Origin of the sequence: Haemophilus haemolyticus (assembly GCF_003490595.1) — a bacterium.
Lineage (GTDB): Bacteria > Pseudomonadota > Gammaproteobacteria > Enterobacterales > Pasteurellaceae > Haemophilus > Haemophilus haemolyticus_L.
On record NZ_QQGY01000001.1, the window covers coordinates 313,712 to 330,889 of the forward strand.

At 38.4% G+C, this 17,178-nt stretch carries 18 protein-coding genes; 8 read left to right on the forward strand and 10 right to left on the reverse strand.

Going from position 1 to position 17,178, the window contains the following annotated elements; all coding sequences use genetic code 11:
* Positions 1 to 7: 7 nt before the first annotated feature.
* The 4 genes from arsC to DV415_RS01665 all read left to right on the forward strand — a co-directional run bounded on the left by arsC (position 8) and on the right by DV415_RS01665 (position 1,744).
* Positions 8 to 358 (forward strand): arsenate reductase (glutaredoxin), encoded by a 351-nt coding sequence (gene arsC / locus DV415_RS01650; protein ID WP_118793755.1) that lies wholly within the window; start codon positions 8 to 10, stop codon positions 356 to 358.
* A gap of 67 nt (positions 359 to 425) precedes the next feature.
* Positions 426 to 671: an alternative ribosome-rescue factor A gene (locus DV415_RS01655; RefSeq protein WP_118793756.1), complete on the forward strand. Its 246-nt coding sequence runs from the start codon at positions 426 to 428 to the stop codon at positions 669 to 671.
* Between the two features lie 23 nt (positions 672 to 694).
* Positions 695 to 991 carry a DUF5377 family protein gene (locus DV415_RS01660; protein ID WP_005638898.1) on the forward strand — a complete coding sequence of 99 codons (297 nt, stop codon included), beginning with the start codon at positions 695 to 697 and terminating at the stop codon, positions 989 to 991.
* A gap of 141 nt (positions 992 to 1,132) precedes the next feature.
* The gene (locus DV415_RS01665; RefSeq protein WP_118775543.1) at positions 1,133 to 1,744 is read left to right on the forward strand and encodes a YagU family protein; all 612 of its coding nucleotides are present in this window, start codon (positions 1,133 to 1,135) and stop codon (positions 1,742 to 1,744) included.
* 83 nt (positions 1,745 to 1,827) lie between these two features.
* On the opposite strand, the gene DV415_RS10170 is transcribed toward DV415_RS01665, so the two are convergent.
* The 5 genes from DV415_RS10170 to pnp form a co-directional block, all read right to left on the reverse strand.
* Positions 1,828 to 1,980, reverse strand: a complete 153-nt coding sequence (locus DV415_RS10170; RefSeq protein ID WP_005631066.1) for a hypothetical protein — start codon at positions 1,978 to 1,980, stop codon at positions 1,828 to 1,830.
* 1 nt (position 1,981) lies between these two features.
* Positions 1,982 to 3,433, reverse strand: coding sequence for a membrane-bound lytic murein transglycosylase MltF (gene mltF, locus DV415_RS01670; RefSeq protein ID WP_118794387.1), 1,452 nt, complete (start codon positions 3,431 to 3,433; stop codon positions 1,982 to 1,984).
* A 168-nt stretch (positions 3,434 to 3,601) separates the two neighbouring features.
* Entirely contained in the window at positions 3,602 to 5,440 is a 1,839-nt protein-coding gene (locus DV415_RS01675) for a DEAD/DEAH box helicase (RefSeq protein WP_118790576.1), read from the reverse strand.
* Positions 5,441 to 5,558: 118 nt separating this feature from the next.
* On the reverse strand, positions 5,559 to 6,503 hold the full coding sequence (nlpI, locus tag DV415_RS01680; RefSeq protein ID WP_118790577.1) for a lipoprotein NlpI: 945 nt from the start codon (positions 6,501 to 6,503) through the stop codon (positions 5,559 to 5,561).
* 81 nt (positions 6,504 to 6,584) lie between these two features.
* Positions 6,585 to 8,714 (reverse strand): polyribonucleotide nucleotidyltransferase, encoded by a 2,130-nt coding sequence (gene pnp / locus DV415_RS01685; RefSeq protein WP_118790578.1) that lies wholly within the window; start codon positions 8,712 to 8,714, stop codon positions 6,585 to 6,587.
* A gap of 242 nt (positions 8,715 to 8,956) precedes the next feature.
* On the opposite strand from pnp, the gene nanQ reads away from it, so the two are divergent.
* Positions 8,957 to 9,424: an N-acetylneuraminate anomerase gene (gene nanQ / locus DV415_RS01690; protein WP_118790579.1), complete on the forward strand. Its 468-nt coding sequence runs from the start codon at positions 8,957 to 8,959 to the stop codon at positions 9,422 to 9,424.
* 91 nt (positions 9,425 to 9,515) lie between these two features.
* On the forward strand, positions 9,516 to 10,265 hold the full coding sequence (locus DV415_RS01695) for a hypothetical protein (RefSeq protein WP_118790580.1): 750 nt from the start codon (positions 9,516 to 9,518) through the stop codon (positions 10,263 to 10,265).
* A 74-nt stretch (positions 10,266 to 10,339) separates the two neighbouring features.
* On the opposite strand, the gene DV415_RS01700 is transcribed toward DV415_RS01695, so the two are convergent.
* The 3 genes from DV415_RS01700 to DV415_RS01710 all read right to left on the reverse strand — a co-directional run bounded on the left by DV415_RS01700 (position 10,340) and on the right by DV415_RS01710 (position 12,597).
* Positions 10,340 to 10,561 (reverse strand): sulfurtransferase TusA family protein, encoded by a 222-nt coding sequence (locus DV415_RS01700; RefSeq protein WP_005631077.1) that lies wholly within the window; start codon positions 10,559 to 10,561, stop codon positions 10,340 to 10,342.
* A gap of 9 nt (positions 10,562 to 10,570) precedes the next feature.
* Positions 10,571 to 11,614 carry a YeeE/YedE family protein gene (locus DV415_RS01705; protein ID WP_118790581.1) on the reverse strand — a complete coding sequence of 348 codons (1,044 nt, stop codon included), beginning with the start codon at positions 11,612 to 11,614 and terminating at the stop codon, positions 10,571 to 10,573.
* A 275-nt stretch (positions 11,615 to 11,889) separates the two neighbouring features.
* Complete coding sequence (locus DV415_RS01710; RefSeq protein ID WP_118790582.1) at positions 11,890 to 12,597, reverse strand: 7-cyano-7-deazaguanine/7-aminomethyl-7-deazaguanine transporter; 708 nt, start codon at positions 12,595 to 12,597, stop codon at positions 11,890 to 11,892.
* Positions 12,598 to 12,787: 190 nt separating this feature from the next.
* Here DV415_RS01710 and pdxH point away from each other — a divergent pair, with 190 nt between their 5' ends.
* The gene (pdxH, locus tag DV415_RS01715; protein ID WP_118790583.1) at positions 12,788 to 13,420 is read left to right on the forward strand and encodes a pyridoxamine 5'-phosphate oxidase; all 633 of its coding nucleotides are present in this window, start codon (positions 12,788 to 12,790) and stop codon (positions 13,418 to 13,420) included.
* Between the two features lie 84 nt (positions 13,421 to 13,504).
* Here pdxH and typA read toward each other — a convergent pair whose 3' ends face one another.
* Positions 13,505 to 15,355, reverse strand: a complete 1,851-nt coding sequence (gene typA / locus DV415_RS01720; protein WP_005655743.1) for a translational GTPase TypA — start codon at positions 15,353 to 15,355, stop codon at positions 13,505 to 13,507.
* A gap of 231 nt (positions 15,356 to 15,586) precedes the next feature.
* On the opposite strand from typA, the gene glnA reads away from it, so the two are divergent.
* Positions 15,587 to 17,005 carry a glutamate--ammonia ligase gene (gene glnA, locus DV415_RS01725; RefSeq protein ID WP_118790584.1) on the forward strand — a complete coding sequence of 473 codons (1,419 nt, stop codon included), beginning with the start codon at positions 15,587 to 15,589 and terminating at the stop codon, positions 17,003 to 17,005.
* Between the two features lie 73 nt (positions 17,006 to 17,078).
* Here glnA and DV415_RS01730 read toward each other — a convergent pair.
* Positions 17,079 to 17,178 (reverse strand): IS3 family transposase (locus DV415_RS01730; RefSeq protein ID WP_133253116.1); only part of this gene is annotated, 100 nt, incomplete at its 5' end.

Sequence of the window (17,178 nt, forward strand, 5' to 3'; positions counted from 1 at the left end):
AAATCCTATGTCTGTTATTATTTATCACAACCCACGTTGCTCAAAAAGCCGTGAAACGCTAGCATTATTAGAAACTCAAGGAGTTCAGCCAATAGTTGAATTGTATTTGCAAAAGCAGTATTCCATTGATGAATTACAAAGTATTGCCCAAAAATTAGGAATTGATGATGTGCGTCAAATGATGCGTACGAAAGATGATTTATACAAAAGCTTAAATTTAGATAATTTAGAGCTCTCTCAAGCTGAATTATTAAAAGCCATGAGTGAACATTCAGCACTCATTGAACGCCCAATTGTGATCAATGGTAATCAGGCTAAAATCGGGCGCCCGCCAGAAAGTGTACTTGAGATTTTGTAATTTAAACGTTTGCGCGTATAATACTCCAGCCGTGGAAATCCTTCCGCGGCTTTTTTAAGGAAAAATTATGGCAAAGAAACAAAAAAGTGCGGTTGAAAATGAAACCGTTTATTTGCACACTCGAGGAGTGATAAAAGATAATGCAGTGATGGCATTATTGCATGATAAATTATTTCGCCAGCGTGTTGAGAAAAAACGCAAAGGGAAAGGTAGTTACCAACGTAAAGCGAAACACGCAGGGAAAATGTTTGAAAAGCCCGATTATAAATTTTTTGATTACAGAAACTTTATAATCGGGTTTTTCTTAGGCTAAAAATAGTAAAAAGGAGTATAAAAATGTCAAATCAGCCTCAAGTCCTATTTAATAATACATGGAATGTACGCATTAGTGATCCTGGTGAAGAGGGGGCTAAAAGCCATTTTTTTGAAACTATTTACCTAACTTTAACGGCATATTTTGAAGAAAATAGAGTACGTTATGAGTTCGTTCGCAAAGTAGAAGATCAAATAAAAATTCAACGCTCTTTTACAGAACTAAATGAATTATTCAAATTTCTGGGTGATTATTTCGATCCTGTTTTTATTGGATTATTAGGCGTAAAAATAGGGAATCTTGGTGTGAAATCAGAATAATAACTTGACTAATCCATAAAACATTCTAGTATTCTACCCATATTTTGTTATATCGACAAAATAGGGATCGCACTTTAAATTGTATAAATAATGGCATAAAAGTGCGGTTATTTTTTCTTTACTTTTATTGGAGAGCAAAATATGTCAGGTATTTTTACTCAAAGTCCAGCAAACCGTCGTCGTTATGGCGTGGCAGTATTTGTTGGTATCGTTGCAGGGATTATTTCCGCTTTTGTTAAATGGGGCGCAGAGCATCCATTTCCACCGCGTAGTCCAATTGATTTCTTTGCGGCTGCTTGTAAAGTGGATATTACAGGTTTAACACAGGATCAAGTGCTGGCAGTATGTTCCCGTGCGTTTTTAAATCCACCACATGTGTTCTTACGTGATTATTTAGGTATTGATCCAACAGATGCTGCATTTACCTTTGCTGATCATGCATTCAATTGGATTGGTGTTACCCATATGATCTTTTCTTTAGTTTTTGCGGTTGGTTATTGCTTAGTCGCAGAACGTTTTCCAAAAATTAAATTTTGGCAAGGTATTGGCGCAGGGATTATTGCTAATATTTGCGTGCACTATATTACTTTCCCAGCACTAGGTTTAACCCCACCGGTTGCAGAATGGCCGCTATATGAACATATTTCAGAATTAGTTGGGCATATTTTCTGGTTCTGGACTATTGAGGTTATTCGTCGCGATTTACGTAATCGCTTAACTGGCGAGCCAGATGCAGAGATTCCTTTAGCTTAAGCTAAACAGTATAAATTTTGATAAGAAACGGGTTAAGACTAATAAGTTTTAACCCGTTTTTTTGTTGGATAGAGATGCTTTAATTAGCAACAAATTTCTTGTACGACAAATTGTAATGAATGTCTCGCAAATTGCTGTTGTTTTCGGTGTTTCAAGCGTCTCAAACGTAGATTACGTGATAAAGAGGTTTGTTGTAAATTGGTTTTCTTTTTAAGAAAAGTTTTGCGTTTTAACATTTTATTTATCCTTTTTTTCTTTTATTTCTTCTGAATTCCCAACCGCACTTTCGTTGTTTGCATTATCATTCGTTGTTTGATTTTCTTGGACCCGATGATAATTCACTATGCTATTCATATAGCGGCGAATATTTTCTACATATTGGTGCGCTTCATAGCCTCGCGCATAGCCGTATTTCAGTTGGGAATAATAGCGTTTTTCTGCTAATAAAGGCAGATTTTTTTTCACATCTAGCCAATTATCTGGATTTCCGCCAAGATTTTTAGTTAAACGACGTGCATCAATTAAGTGTCCCAGCCCCATGTTATAGGCGGCTAAGGCAAACCAAATTCTTTCTTCTTTTTCAATGGTTTCTGGAATTTGACTAATCAGCCAGTGTAAATATTCTGATCCCGCTTTAATGCTTTGTTCAGGATCTGTTCTATCGCTGATTTTCATATGTTGCGCAGTATCTTTAGTTAACATCATTATGCCACGCACGCCCGTAGGTGATGTTGCATCTGGATTCCAATGAGACTCTTGATAAGCGACTGCTGCGAGTAATCGCCAATCTAATTCACCTTTATATTTTTCAAAGAGCGGTGAGAATTGTGGCAATATATTTTCAATCGCGTTCATATAAGAGCGCGTATCCACGTAATCAAATTGTGAAATATGCCCTAAATATTTTTCTTTTAAATTATCGACTAGCCCAGTTTCTTGTGCATTATTCATAAAATTGAGTAAGGCAGCTTGCAGATCGTTGTAGGGATTATTTGGTAAATACCAGTGAATGTTTGCTTCATCAGTAATATCAAAGGCAATGGCTAATTCTGGTTTGATTTGTTGGATCGCCGCGATATCAATGGAATTAGCAATAACGTAAGGAATTTTTCCTTCAGACAGTTGTAGCAATAGTTCTTCTTGAGTAAACGCTTGATTTCTTTTCCAAGTTAATTGTGGATATTGTTTTTGTAATTCTTTTAGTGTTTCTTCCAATGATGAGTTATTAGAAATATAAATTTCTTTCTTGATATCGCCTAGATTTTTAGGGCGTTGTTCATTTTTTCGATAAGCTAATTGCCATGAAGCTGAATGATACGCTGGGCCAATTTGGAAACGTTCTGCATTATTGGGATGATATAAAAGGTGAGCCGCAGCTAAATCAATATTATGCTTATCTAACTCATTAAATAATTGTTCTTGATTACCGAAAGTTTTAATTTCGAGTTCTACACCCAATGAATCAGCAAATGCTTTAGTCAATTCATATTCAAAGCCTCGTTCACCGTCTTTATTTATAAAATAAGAAATAGGGTTGTTCATTGTGCCCACAATGAGTGAGCCGCGTTCTTGAATTGCTGTATAGTGGTTTTCTTCAGCATGGCGTAAAAATTGCCATGGGAATACCATATCAATAGCCCAAAGCAACAAAGCCAAGGCAGTAATAATACGTAAAAAGAGACCTTTCAATGATTTTTCCTATATAAAAAGCTTGCGGGATTGTAGCTAGAATTTAACCAATAGACAATAAAAAGCCCCTTGAGGTTCAAGGGGCTAAGTTTTGTTCACCGAGTAGTGCTAAATTTTAAATGATGCAAAACATTAGGAAATAACACTATTCTTTATATCGTAAGGATATTATCCTCGGCGATCACGGCGTGGTTTATCGCTAAAAGTGCGGTTACTTTTTTCATTAAATTTACGATTTCCACGATTGTCACCAGTGCGTTCATTACGTCCGCGTTCTCCACGGAAATCGCCACCACGACCTTTGCGTTTACCGTTAAAATTATCGCCGCCACGGGAACTATCAGACTTCACAGCACCTAAGAAAGACATTTGCATTTGTTTATTCAATACGCGTGTTTTACCGAATTGTTGCAATAATTCTTTCGGCATACCTTGTGGCAATTCAACGGTAGTGTAGTCATCATAAAGTTTGATATGACCAATATAGCGGCTATTGATATCACCTTCGTTAGCAATCGCACCCACGATATGGCGAACTTCTACACCATCTGCACGACCGACTTCGATACGATATAAATCCATTGGTTGTGGATTTCCGTAGCCTTTACGTTCGCCACGACGTTCAGCTGAACGTGGATTTTCACGGCGATCACCTCGTTCATTACGTTCACGACGACGTTTCTCCATTGGTGGATCAGGAGGAAGAATTAATTTTTGTTTACCTTGTAACAACATTAACATTGCAGCAGCAATATCTTCTTGATCTTGATCGGCAGTGAATAAGTCTTCTAATAAACTACGATATTGTTCTAAATCGTGATGCTCGAGTTGTTTCGTAATTTTGGCAACGAATTTTTTGCGGCGGCATTCTTGTAACACAAGATGATTTGGCAATTCTACTTCATTGATACCTTTTTTCATTAGGTGTTCAATATTACGAAGTAAACGACGCTCACGAGGTTCAACGAATAATAAAGCACGACCAGAACGGCCAGCACGACCAGTACGGCCAATTCTGTGTACATAAGATTCTGCATCAAGCGGAATGTCGTAGTTCACCACAAGGCTGATGCGTTCAATATCAATACCGCGTGCGGCCACATCGGTTGCCACAACAATATCTAAACTGCCGTTACGTAAGCGATCGAGTGTTTGTTCGCGTAATTGTTGTGTCATATCACCATTAAGTGCGGCAGAACGGAAACCATTTTTTTCAAGTAGTTCTGTAATGTCTAAAGTTCCAGTTTTAGTGCGAGCAAAGATAATCGCCGCATCAAAATCTTCCACTTCTAAGAAACGAAGAAGGGCTTCATTTTTACGCACGCCGTGCACATACCAACAACTTTGGTTGATATCTGGGGCATTTTCGTTATTAACTTTGATCTTCACTTCTTTCGGATCATTCATAAAACGTTTTGTAATACGACGGATCGGTTCAGGCATTGTTGCAGAGAATAACGCTGTTTGGTGATTTTCTGGTAATTCTGCCATGACGGTTTCTACATCATCAATGAAACCCATGCGTAGCATTTCATCTGCTTCATCTAATACGATAAAACGAAGTTCTGAAAGATTTAATGTTCCGCGACGAATATGGTCAAGAATACGACCTGGTGTACCCACAACCACTTGTGCGCCTTGTTTTAATGCACGAAGTTGGATGTCATAACGTTGGCCACCATATAAAGTAACAATGCGAGTGCCATGAGCATATTTAACAAATTGTTCGCACGCATCGGCAACTTGAATAGCAAGTTCGCGAGTTGGAGCCATCACTAACATTTGTGGATGTTTTTCACTTGGATCGATTTGCGCTAATAAAGGCAGTGCAAAAGCAGCGGTTTTACCACTACCCGTTTGTGCCATACCTAGCACATCATTGCCACTGAGCAAATGCGGGATACAAGCTTGTTGAATTGGAGAAGGGGTTTCAAAACCTAAGTCAGAAACAGCTTTTAAGATGAACTCAGGTAAACCTAAGTCATTAAAAGTAATTTTGTCAGTCATTAAAATACTCGAATATAAATAAGGAAGCTCAAAGAGGCCTTCGGTTTATTAAGTTGAGCAGAGCGAATGAATTTTTCTATTCGTTCTACTGTAAAGAGCGGTGAGTTTTGATTGATTTTTAGAAAACAATCGCTTTTGTTACCGCACTTTTCTCTTCTTTTTCGTCTTCTGTTTGAACCGGTTTTAATTTCATTAGTTCAAACGCGGCAAAACGATACTCAACAAAGTTATAAACCTGATTTGCCATAGCTAGTTTAAATAAAGCTGCCGCTTCATCTACTAGCCCTACATTGAGTTTTTGTTTTGCTAGATAAAAATAGGTTTCTGTGAGAATTTCAGCATATTGTTGTGAATTTTCAGCAAATTCACTTGCACGTTGTTGTAATTCTTCTACAGAGATGTGTCCTAAGTAATATTGAACGATGTTTGTACCCCAGAAGTCCTCTGATAGCCCTTTTGCTCGTTCAACAAGGTTTGTTTGGGCTTCTTGTGGTTTTAATTTTTGTTCGTTCAAATATAGCCATAAGACACGATAGGGATCTTTTGTATCGGCTTGGTAGAACTGTAAGAAATCTTGCTGAGCAAGATGGTAGCGCCCTACATAATAAAAATTTAAACCACGATTAAGGTGGGTATAGTCATAACCTGAATCTAATTCAAACACCGTATTGAATGCTTCCAATGCACCGTCGTAATCTTCTTCAAGCAATAAATAAAGCCCTAAGTAATTGTATACAGATGCCATTTTAGGCTGTAATGCAAGGGCTTGAGTAAAATCGTAACGAGCAAGTCCCCATAATCCAAGGGAATCATAGAGTACGCCACGTTCAAAATGTAGCGATGCACGTTCTTCATTACTCATTTTTCCAACCAGTAGTACTTGGCTTAATCGTACGATCATCACTTCTTGTTCAAAGTGAGTATTTGGATTTTGTTCAGCCAACACGACATGATTTTTAGACACAAAACCGCCCCTAGACTGAACACAGCCAGCAAGAAGTAAGATCGCACATAAGCTAAATAAATAGACTATAAAATGGCGAGATAAGCGAAAACACCGCATTTGCTTTCTTTATGCCTAAAAGTTGGAAAACAACAAAACTTGGCAGCGAGTGCTACCAAGTTTTGATTCGATATTCCAAGATTATTCTTGTTCTTCTACAGAATCTTCTTGGTTAATTTCAGTTTCTTGTTTTGGAGCCAAGTCTTTCATTGTTAAACGAATACGACCTTGACGATCGATTTCAACAACTTTTACGTTTACTTCTTGACCCACTTGGAGGTAATCGCTAACTTTTTCTACGCGCTCTTCAGCAATTTGAGAAATATGAACTAAACCTTCTTTATTTCCAACGATTGCTACGAATGCGCCAAAATCAGCAAGACGAGTGACTTTACCTTTGTAAATTGCACCAGCTTCAACTTCTGCAACGATTTCCTCAATACGTCCCATTACGTTTTTCGCTGCATTGCTATCTACTGCGGCAATTTTCACTGTACCATCGTCATCAATATCAATCGATGTACCAGTTTCTTCAGTTAGTGAACGAATTGTTGCGCCACCTTTACCAATGACATCTTTGATTTTCTTAGGATCAATTTTCATTGTGTAGATGCGTGGTGCGTAATCGGAAATATCCGCGCGTGGAGCAGGGATTGCTTGTTCCATTACACCAAGAATATGCATACGTGCACTTTTCGCTTGGTTTAATGCAATTTGCATAATTTCAGGGGTGATACCTTCAATTTTGATGTCCATTTGAAGGGCGGTTACACCTTCACGTGTACCAGCCACTTTAAAGTCCATATCACCTAAGTGGTCTTCATCCCCTAAGATATCTGAAAGCACCACGAATTTATCTTCTTCTTTCACTAAGCCCATTGCGATACCTGCAACAGCGGCTTTGATTGGTACACCTGCATCCATTAATGCTAAAGACGCACCACATACAGACGCCATAGAAGAAGAACCGTTAGATTCAGTGATTTCAGATACAACACGCACCACATACGGGAATTCCGCAAGGCTTGGCATAACTGCTGCTACACCACGTTTTGCTAAACGACCGTGACCGATCTCACGACGTTTTGGTGAGCCAATCATACCGGTTTCACCTACAGAGTATGGAGGGAAGTTGTAGTGGAATAAGAAGTGATCTTGACGTTCACCGGTTAATTCATCAATGATTTGTGCATCACGTTCAGTACCTAACGTTGCAACAGCTAATGCTTGCGTTTCACCACGGGTGAAAATCGCAGAACCATGAGTACGTGGTAATACACCAGTACAAATGTCTAATGCACGAACAGTATCAACGGTACGGCCATCAATACGTGGCTCACCTGCAATGATACGGCCACGAACGATTTGACTTTCAAGTGCGGTGAAAATATCTACGATTTTACCTTCGCTGATTTCTTCATCTTCTGCTGTGATTTGTGCAATCACATCTGCCTTAATCGCATCGATTTGTTCGTAACGAGCTTGTTTTTCAGTAATGCGGTATGCATTGCCTAAACGTGCTTCAGCAATCGCTTTTACTTTATTGATTAAATCTGTGTTTGGTTGTGGTGCAACCCAATCCCAACGTGGTTTGCCTGCTTCTTTTGCAAATTCTTTGATAGCTTCAATCACGACTTGTTGTTGTTGATGACCGAATACGACCGCCGCTAACATTTGTTCTTCAGTTAAAATGTCTGCTTCAGATTCAACCATTAATACTGCTTTGTCCGTACCCGCAACCACTAAGTCTAAACGGCTTTGTTTTTGTTCAGCCATAGTTGGGTTTAATACGAATTGGTTGTCGATAAAACCAACACGTGCTGCACCGATAGGACCATTGAAAGGCACGCCAGATAAGGTTAATGCTGCAGAAGCACCGATCATTGCCACTAAGTCAGGGCTGATTTGTGGGTTTACAGAAACTACAGTTGCCACAACTTGGATTTCGTTGAAGAAACCTTCTGGGAATAATGGACGAATTGGACGGTCGATTAAACGTGCAATTAAAGTTTCGCCTTCAGATGGACGACCTTCACGTTTGAAGAAACCACCAGGGATTTTACCTGCCGCATAAGTACGCTCTTGATAGTTTACGGTTAATGGGAAGAAGTCTTGACCTTCTTTTACATCTTTTTTAGCAACAACAGTCACGAATACCGTGGTATCGTCCATGCTTGCCATAACCGCAGCCGTTGCTTGACGTGCAATCGCGCCGGTTTCTAGAGTAACGGTGTGTTGACCGTATTTAAATTGTTTAACAATTGGATTCACAATGTTTTCCTTAAAATTTATATTAAAAACAATGCCTTATTTTCCAGATTGCGACTAGCAAAAGAAATCTTTTGTAAAAATAACCGCACTTTCGAGCGCTTAAAATTGCTTTTGATAGCCGCACGCTAATGTAGAAAATAAAGCTCGCTTATTATACAGAGTTTTAAATTTATTGGTAACTTTATTTAATATAAGCAACTTGTTATCATATTCTCATACAAATACATACGTAAGGAGACACTATGATTATCAGTGCATTAAATAACCCAAATTTCAAAGTGGGTTTACCAAAAGTTATCGCGGACATTTGCGATCATCTCAACACGTTAGATTTTGAAACATTAGAAAATGGCCGTCATGATTTAAGCGATCAAGTTTATATGAATGTCATGGAATTTGATACGGTTGAAGCGGATAGCAAACAAGCTGAACTTCACCACAAATATCTAGATATTCAATTACTTATTCGTGGCGAAGAAAATGTTGAAGTAAGCGCGACTTATCCAAATCTCAGCTTATACGATGAATATCGTGATGCCGATGATTACCAACTTACCCCACAAATTGAAGATAAAAGCACGGTAACACTTTTACCAAAAATGTTCGCCGTCTTTTTCCCTTATGAACCCCATAAACCGGGCTGTACTGTAAACGGTAAATCAAGTTTCGTGAAAAAACTGGTGGTGAAAGTACCGGTAGAATTAATTTAATTATTTCGATTTATTAAAGCAAAAGTGCGGTTAAAACTATTCCGTTTTTAACCGTATTTTTTTAGCTTTACATTTTGATAAGGAAAATTTAATGGCGATTATTGATGAGTTTATTAAAAAAACTAGAGAGTTTTATGAGGAACTTAAAGTACAAGATAGACATCGATACCGTTCTTGGGAACATTGTTATGCTCAGTTTTATGAAGCTAGACAAAATCCTGAAAAAGATAATGTTGATAATTTAAGTTTACATCTGGCGTTCTATTTAGCCAGTTGGGGGATGTATAGAGGTTCGTCCTTTTTATTGCAATATGATTACACTATCCATACTTCTGTTGTGGAAGAAATTTTAAAACAAAAATATGACAAATTATTGGGTTTAGAATGTAATGAATTAAATAATGAAGAAATTTGCTCTTTACTGGATGAATTAAATACGGAAATAAAGAAGATTTATGATCCGTTTCGTTCGAAGGTAAAGAAACCAAAAGGAAAAAAAGATATTTCACAAGATAATTCAAAAGATAATCCACAAGATATTTCAAGTATTTTAGTTTCTAAGATTTTATTGGGAACTTTAGGTTGTGTACCGGCTTATGATCGTTTCTTTGTTGATGCAGTTAAAAAGAATAACGTGACGACAGGAAATTACAATATAGCGTCTTTGCAGAAATTAATTAAATTTTATGAAGATGAAGAGCATCAAGAAAAACTGGAAAAGTTAAGAAGTGAATTTTTAATTAAATATGAATTTGATGGGGAAGAAAAAACTCTTGATTATCCTCAAATGAAGCTACTTGATATGGGTTTTTGGAAAATTGGTTTTGATTTGTCGAAATAGGCAAAATAGGTTTCCAAACTTAATAGCAAAAGTGCGGTCAGAAATTTATATATTTTTCTGACCGCACTTTTTTATTATTTAATCACTGTAATTGACCATTTTGCATCATCAATTTGTTCGAAGTTTGTCACTTCATAACCTTCTTCAGCAGCCCAAGCAGGAATAGCCTCTGTGGCTTGTGTGCAGTCGAATTCAATTTCTAGGCCATCGCCTTTATTTAACTTAGCCATGGCTTCCTTGGCTTCAACGAGAGGAAATGGGCAAACAAGTCCGAGTGTTGGTAATTTAACGATCATATAAACTCCTTATGATGCTTTTGTTAATTTTAAACGTTGTGGACGGATAATGGTGAAGTAGGCGGCCACCCAAGTGCCGAGAATCATCAATGGCAATGAGACCCAACCTTGCCAAGAGAAAAAGGCGGTTTCGACTAAGCCATTACCGATAGAGCAGCCACCTGCAAGGGTTGCACCAATACCCATAAGAATACCGCCGAGTCCGCTGCGTAGAATCGTGGTGGCATCCGGTACGCGAACACGAAATTCATTACTTACTTTAGCGCCGATGAATGACCCAATAAAAATCCCTAAGACTAAGAATACGCCCCAGTTAATAAATTTACCGTCGCCCGTAACAAGGAATTGCATGATATTAGCTGATGGACCAGTGATCCCAAGTCCAAACTCACGGCCAGTAGCGACACTGAGTGGCCAAGCGGCAAGTGCGATTAATCCGATTAACACGGCTGAGAAAAATGGGTGCCAGCGTTTCTCAAATAATAAGTGGGTAAGTCCCGTTTTCTTTGGTTTTAATGCCGCGACTTTTGCGCTTGGTTTGCTGAGATGTTTGTACACATAGAAAGCCGTCACTAAAGTTAATAATGCGACTAACCACCAAGGTGAAATACCGAATGTATCGTAAATATTGCGTTGTTCAATATTGATACTGCGTAAAGTTTTATTGAATTCGCCTAATGGGCCAGTACGCATGATGGCACTTAATAACATATAAGTGAATAACGCGATCCAACTGCCGACTAGGCCTTCCGCAGCACGATACCACGTACCTGTCGCACAACCGCCAGCAAGAACAATGCCGATACCAAACACAAAGGCACCGATAATTACCGCTAAAAAGGCAAAATTTTCAGCTGGATCGACATTTAATACACCGATTTCTTTTAAAAGAAAGAAACCAATAGATTGCACAGTAATCGCCAATAGAAGAGCTACAAACATTTTGTTATTTTTGGTGACATACATATCGCGAAATGCGCCAGTAATACAAAAGCGCCCACGCTGCATCACAAATCCGAGTAAAATTCCGCAAAGTAATCCGGTTAAAAGCATAAATATTCCTTCTATTTTAGAACTAAGTAGGTCGGTATTTTCTAAAAAAATAAGAAGGTAGCGCCAATAACTTTTAGCTAGAAAATATGTTTTTTTGATATAAAAAAGTGCGGTTATAAATTTATACTTTTTTACCGAGCTATTTTAGCAATGTAAGTGTAGAGAATATAATGGGGCGGTTTTATTGCGCTCTCAAGCGATTTAATGAGTTTCTTAATAATTAACCCCACTCAAAAGAGCGGAGTTAATTGTTTTATATGCGCCAGAAATTTGGTTTATGCAGGAACGCGTTCTGCTACGAGCATTTGTAGTTTTCGTAAAATAACATTTAATACTACGCCATAGGCTGGGACGAACAAGATAATTCCTATAAATAATTTAAATAGATAATCTACAAAGCCGAGTTGTGCCCAGTGTTCAGCCATGAACGGATCTGCACTTTGATAGAAGGCTACACTGAAGAAAACGAATGTATCCGCCATTGAGCCAAATGTCATTGAGCTAGTTGGCGCCACCCACCATGTTTTTAACTGGCGTAAGCGGTTAAATACGATCACATCAAGCAATTGTCCTACAACATAAGCTGCAAAGCTCGCAATAGCAATACGGAATACAAACAGATCAAAATGCGTTAATGATTCGAAACCTTGGAATTTGCTTTCAGAGAATAAAACTGATATGACGTAACTTACAATAAGTGAAGGAAACATCACCACGAAGATGATTTTTCTCGCATCTTCCGCACCGAAAATGCGTACGGTTAAATCTGTAGCTAAAAAGATAAATGGGAACGTTAGCGTACCCCAAGTGCTGTGGAAAGAAAAATCGTTTGCTGCACCAAGTGCGGTTAATTTTAGCGTGATTTCAAAAGGGATTTGTACAAAGTAATTGCTCGCTGCAATGATGAATATATGGAAAAAGCTGAGCCAGATGATTGCACGACGTTTTTGTTGATCATTAAAGATCGGAGAGTTTAATTTCATGTTGTACCTTTTTAGTTTAAATAAATCGGGGTTAGGGAACCCGAGGTTGAATATAGGGGGCTAGATAATACGCATATTTCAAATAATTGCAAGATTCGATGTCATTTGAGTTTTATTTTATGAAAATTGACGAACGATTTCACAGACTTTATTCTATTTGCATTTTTCATCAAATTTGAAAGGAGAGAAAATGGAGTTACACAATATTCGCGATGAATATACTAAACGCGTGCTTTCACAACATGATTGCCATGAAAATCCAATCTCGCAATTTGAACAGTGGCAGAAAGAGGCAATTCATGCGCAAGTTAACGAGCCTACTGCAATGAATATTGCGACTGTTGATGAACAAGGTCGCCCAAATAGCCGAATGGTATTGCTAAAAGAAGTCAATGAGCAAGGATTTGTCTTTTTTACGAATTATCTTAGCCGAAAGGGCTGCTGTATTGAGCGCAATCCTTATGTCGCGCTGACTTTCTTTTGGCCTGAATTGGAACGCCAAGTACGAATTGAAGGTAAGGCGGTTAAAATCCCAGCAGAACAATCCGATAAATATTTTGCTACCCGACCTTACACCAGTCGTATAGGGGCTTGGGCAAGTGAGCAAAGTGCGGTGATTTCTAATTATAAATCTTTGCTAGCAAAAGCCGCATTAGTTGCTGCTAAACATCCGTTAAAGGTGCCTCGACCAGATTATTGGGGCGGCTATTTAGTTGTGCCAGAAACCGTGGAATTTTGGCAGGGGCGTCCAAGCCGTTTACATGATCGCATTCGTTATCGCAAAGAAAGTGATAATTGGATTAGAGAAAGACTTTCTCCTTAGTAAATTGAGCATAAAAATAACCGCACTTTAGTTGTATTCCAAAGTGCGGTTAATTTTTACAAATTTTCGTGCTAGCGTTGTTTATTAATGCGTGCTAGTACTTGTCGTTGTACGATTTGCACGTTTACGATCGTTTTCCGTTAAAAGTTTTTTACGGATACGAATCGACTCAGGTGTCACTTCTACTAATTCATCGTCGTCGATAAATTCAATCGCTTGTTCAAGACTGAATTTTACAGGTGTAGTCAGCACAATCGCATCGTCTTTACCTGAAGCACGCATATTGGTTAGTTTTTTACCTTGTAAGCAGTTCACGGTTAAGTCATTTGAACGGCTATGAATACCGATAATTTGACCTTCGTAAACTTCTACGTTTGCATCAATCATTAACTTACCACGTTCTTGTAAGCCAAATAATGCGTAACCCAGTGCTTTACCTGTTGCATTAGAAATCAACACACCATTTTTACGTTGACCGATATCTCCACCTTTGATTTCATCATAGTGGCTAAAGCTTGAGTAAAGTAAGCCTGTACCAGAAGTCATGGTCATAAAGTCACCACGGAAGCCAATTAATCCACGGCTAGGAATGATGTATTCTAAGCGAACACGGCCTTTACCGTCTGGTAACATATCTCGAACTTCACCTTTACGGATACCCAATGCCTCCATCACAGAACCTTGATGTTGTTCTTCCACATCAATAGTTACTTGTTCGTACGGCTCTTGTTTTTTACCGTCAATATCACGATAGATTACTTTAGGGCGAGAAACGGCAAGTTCATAACCTTCACGACGCATATTTTCAATTAATACAGAAAGATGTAATTCGCCACGACCAGAAACACGGAATTCATCTGGGTTTGGGGTTTCTTCTACGCGTAACGCCACGTTGTGAACCAATTCTTTATTTAAACGTTCAAGAATTTGACGCGATGTGACGTATTTACCTTCTTGTCCCGCGAATGGAGAGGTATTTACACAGAAGAACATGGTGACTGTTGGTTCATCAACCGTTAATGATGGCAGTGCTTCAACTGCGTTGATATCACAAATCGTATCAGAAATATTTAATTCTCCTAAACCAGTGATAGCAACAATATCGCCAGCATAAGCAACGTCTTCTTCATAACGTTGTAAACCAAGATGTCCAAGTACTTGACCGATACGACCTTGACGAGTTTTTCCTTCACTATTGATGATAGTAACCGGTTGGTTTGGTTTAATCGAACCACGCTTAATACGACCAATGCCGATAACACCTACATAGTTGTTGTAGTCTAATTGTGAAATTTGCATTTGGAATGGCGCATCAAGTTCTACTTTTGGCGGTTCTACATGTTTCACAATAGCTTCAAATAACGGGGTCATATCTTCTGCTAATTCTTCATGCTCAAGACCTGCGACACCATTTAATGCTGAAGCATAGATAATTGGGAAGTCTAACTGTTCATCTGTTGCACCAAGATTTACGAATAAGTCAAATACTTGATCCACAACCCAGTCAGGGCGCGCACCAGGGCGGTCAACTTTATTAATTACTACGATAGGTTTTAAACCATGAGCGAACGCTTTTTGTGTTACGAAACGCGTTTGTGGCATTGGGCCATCAAAAGCATCAACAACTAATAGAACAGAATCTACCATAGAAAGTACGCGTTCAACTTCACCACCGAAGTCTGCGTGCCCTGGAGTGTCCACGATGTTAATGCGGTAGTCATTCCAGTTAATCGCGGTATTTTTTGCAAGAATGGTAATGCCACGTTCTTTTTCAAGATCGTTTGAGTCCATAACGCGTTCATCTACATCACCACGTGCAGATTCAAAAGTACCAGATTGTTGAAGAAGTTTATCTACAAGAGTGGTTTTACCATGGTCAACGTGCGCAATAATTGCGATGTTACGGAGTTTTTTAATATCAATTTCGTTTTTCATTGTTTAATGCTTTGATTAGATGAGATGCAATTTTTATTACATCGTTACATAAAAAATGGTGCAACGAGTTGCACCCTACGTTTCTACATTTGTCGAAAGGGCAAAAATTATACATGCATTTTTCTTTTTCTGCTATGACTAGAATAAGAAAAATAAATCTCATGAAAAAATAGTATGGTTACGTTATAATGCGTACTTATTTTAATCGAACTAATTATAGAGGACTCCCTAATGCCAAACGCAAATGCAATCGCCAATGTATTTAAGCTAATTGAAGAAAATAATGTGAAATTTGTACTTCTTCGATTCACCGATATTAAAGGCAAAGAGCATGGTGTATCCATTCCTGTAAGCCTTGTGGATGAAGAAATGTTTGAAGACGGCAAGATGTTTGATGGTTCCTCTGTAGAAGGATGGAAGACCATTAATAAAGCCGATATGTTACTTATGCCAATGGCTGAAACGGCAGTTGTCGATCCATTCGCTCAAATTCCAACGCTTTCTATTCGTTGCAGTGTTTATGAGCCAACAACCATGCAAAGCTATGATCGTGATCCGCGTTCAATTGCTATTCGTGCTGAAAACTATATGCGTTCAACCAGTATTGCGGATCAAGCATTCTTTGGTCCTGAGCCAGAGTTCTTCTTATTTGATGATGTGCGTTTTAATGTATCAATGAACAAAGCGTCTTTTTCTATTGATGATATAGAAGCTGCTTGGAATACGAATAAAAAATATGAAGAAGGCAATAATGCTTATCGCCCGTTGAAAAAAGGTGGATATTGTGCCGTTGCACCGATTGATAGTGCGCACGATATTCGTTCTGAAATGTGCTTGATTTTAGAAGAAATGGGATTAGTCATCGAAGCTCATCACCATGAAGTGGCAACCGCAGGTCAAAACGAAATTGCAACGAAATTCAACAGCTTAACCTTGAAAGCGGATGAAACACAAATCTATAAATATGTGGTACAAAATGTGGCATTAGAGCATGGCAAAACAGCATGTTTTATGCCAAAACCAATTACTGGAGATAATGGTTCAGGCATGCACTGTAATATGTCGTTAAGTAAAGACGGAAAAAATATTTTCCAAGGTGATAAATATGCCGGCCTTTCAGAAACCGCACTTTACTACATCGGCGGTATCATTAAGCACGCTAAAGCATTAAATGCGTTCACTAACCCAAGTACTAATTCATATAAACGTTTAGTGCCTGGTTATGAAGCGCCAGTATTGCTTGCTTACTCGGCAAGTAACCGTTCTGCCTCAATCCGTATCCCAGCAGTAACCAACCCGAAAGCGATTCGAATAGAAGCGCGTTTTCCTGATCCTTTAGCAAACCCATACTTAGCATTTGCTGCATTATTAATGGCAGGTCTTGATGGCGTGGTAAATAAAATCCATCCAGGCGATGCAATGGATAAAAATCTTTATGATCTTCCACCAGAAGAATTAAAAGATATTCCAGCAGTTGCAGGTTCACTAGAAGAAGCATTGAATTCATTAGAAAAAGACTATGAATTTTTAACCCAAGGTGGCGTATTTGCTAAAGATTTTATTGATGCGTTTATCAGTATCAAACGTAAAGAAGTGGAACGTTTAAATATGGCACCACATCCAGTTGAGTTTGAGATGTATTATGCTTAATGGAAGTTTTAATAAGGATTAAATTGACATGAAAAGTGCGGCGAATATGATCTGACCCCAAAAAGTTAGACTGTTATTTAAAGGATTGTTTTCGATATTGTATCGGACTCAGTCCTTTTAATTTTAGTTGAATCCGTCGATGATTATAGTAATCCAAATAATCTCTGACAGCA